Source organism: Burkholderia sp. ZZQ-2 (genome assembly GCF_050768715.1).
Taxonomy (GTDB): domain Bacteria; phylum Pseudomonadota; class Gammaproteobacteria; order Burkholderiales; family Burkholderiaceae; genus Burkholderia; species Burkholderia cepacia.
In genome coordinates this window covers 1-1,600 of record NZ_LDVA01000262.1, presented here as the reverse complement: position 1 = coordinate 1,600, position 1,600 = coordinate 1, and the positions used below count along the sequence as shown (strand labels likewise).

Genomic DNA, 1,600 nt, shown 5'->3' with positions numbered 1-1,600 from the left:
CGCGCTTTTCTCGGACAGGAACAGGAAGCGGTCTTCCGTCACCTCGACGTCGAGCGGCGCGCCGCGTTCCTTCCAGTCGGGGAACAGTTCGGTGATCGCGCGCGGGTCCATCACCGCACCCGACAGGATGTGCGCGCCGATCTCGGAACCTTTCTCGAGCACGCACACGCCGATTTCGGTGCCTTTCTCGGCGGCCAGCTGCTTGAGCCGGATCGCCGCCGACAGCCCGGCGGGGCCGCCGCCGACGATCACGACGTCGTATTCCATCGATTCGCGCGGGCCGTACTGCTGAACGAGTTCGGCCGTACGGTGCGTACCACGATCTATCGCTTCCATGATGGTGCCCAGTTCAGAACTGGTCTTCCGACAGGACCAGGATGCCTTCCCCGCCCTTCACGCTGACGATCGATGCGCTCAACCCCAGCGCCTGCGGCAGGATGAATTCCGCGAAGCACTGCGCAGTCGCGATCTTGGCGCCGTAGAACGACGGGTCCTCCGCCCGCTTGTGCGACGCGACCAGCATTGCACGCGCCATCTGCCACCCGCTCAGCACGATGCCGGCCAGCTTCAGATACGACACGCTACCGGCGAACACGCCATTGGGATCGCGCTTCGTATTCGCGACGACATGCTCGACCGCCGTCTTCAGTGCCTGCGCGCCCGCCTCGAGATGTCGACGCATCGATTCGAACGGCGCGCCTTGCACGGCCGCAAGCGCGTCGATGGTCTTGCCGATCTCGGCGAGCAGGGCCGAGGCCACCGCGCCGCCGTCGCGCAACGTCTTGCGACCCACGAGGTCGTTCGCCTGGATCGCCGTCGTGCCTTCGTAGATGGTCAGGATGCGCGCGTCGCGGTAGTACTGCGCCGCGCCCGTTTCCTCGATGAAACCCATCCCGCCGTGCACCTGCACGCCCAGGCTCGTCGCTTCCAGCGATGCCTCGGTACTCCAGCCCTTGACGATCGGCACCAGGAATTCGTAAATCTCCTCGTTCCGCGCGCGCGTCGCTTCGTCGGGGTGGCCGTGCGCGAGATCGCTATGTGCGGCCGCCACATACGCCAGTGCCCGTGCGCCTTCCGTCAGCGCACGCATCGTGCCGAGCATGCGGCGCACGTCCGGGTGATGAATGATCGTGACCGACTCCTTGGCCGATCCGTCCACCGGACGGCTCTGCACGCGCTCCTTCGCATACTCCACTGCCTGCTGATAGGCGCGGTCGGAGATACCGATGCCCTGCATGCCGACCGAGAACCGCGCCGCGTTCATCATGATGAACATGTATTCGAGGCCGCGATTCTCTTCGCCGACCAGGTAGCCGATCGCGCCGCCGTTATCGCCGTACTGCAACACCGCCGTCGGGCTCGCCTTGATTCCGAGCTTGTGCTCGATCGACACGCAGTGCACGTCGTTGCGTTCGCCCAGCGAGCCGTCCTCGTTCACCAGGAACTTCGGCACGATGAACAGCGAAATGCCCTTCACGCCTTCCGGCGCGTTCGGCGTGCGTGCCAGCACCAGGTGGACGATGTTGTCCGCCATGTCGTGCTCGCCCCACGTGATGAAGATCTTCGTGCCGAACACCTTGTACGTGCCGTCGCCCTGCGG

At 65.3% G+C, this 1,600-nt stretch carries 2 protein-coding genes; both read right to left on the bottom strand.

The annotated features are described in order from the left end of the window. The coding region (locus ABY44_RS19470) for an FAD-dependent oxidoreductase (protein WP_431641615.1) at window positions 1-336 on the bottom strand (336 nt) is incomplete at its 3' end. Window positions 337-349: 13 nt separating this feature from the next. Continuing rightward, window positions 350-1,600: acyl-CoA dehydrogenase (locus ABY44_RS19465; protein WP_431641613.1), on the bottom strand; the 1,251-nt coding region annotated here is incomplete at its 5' end.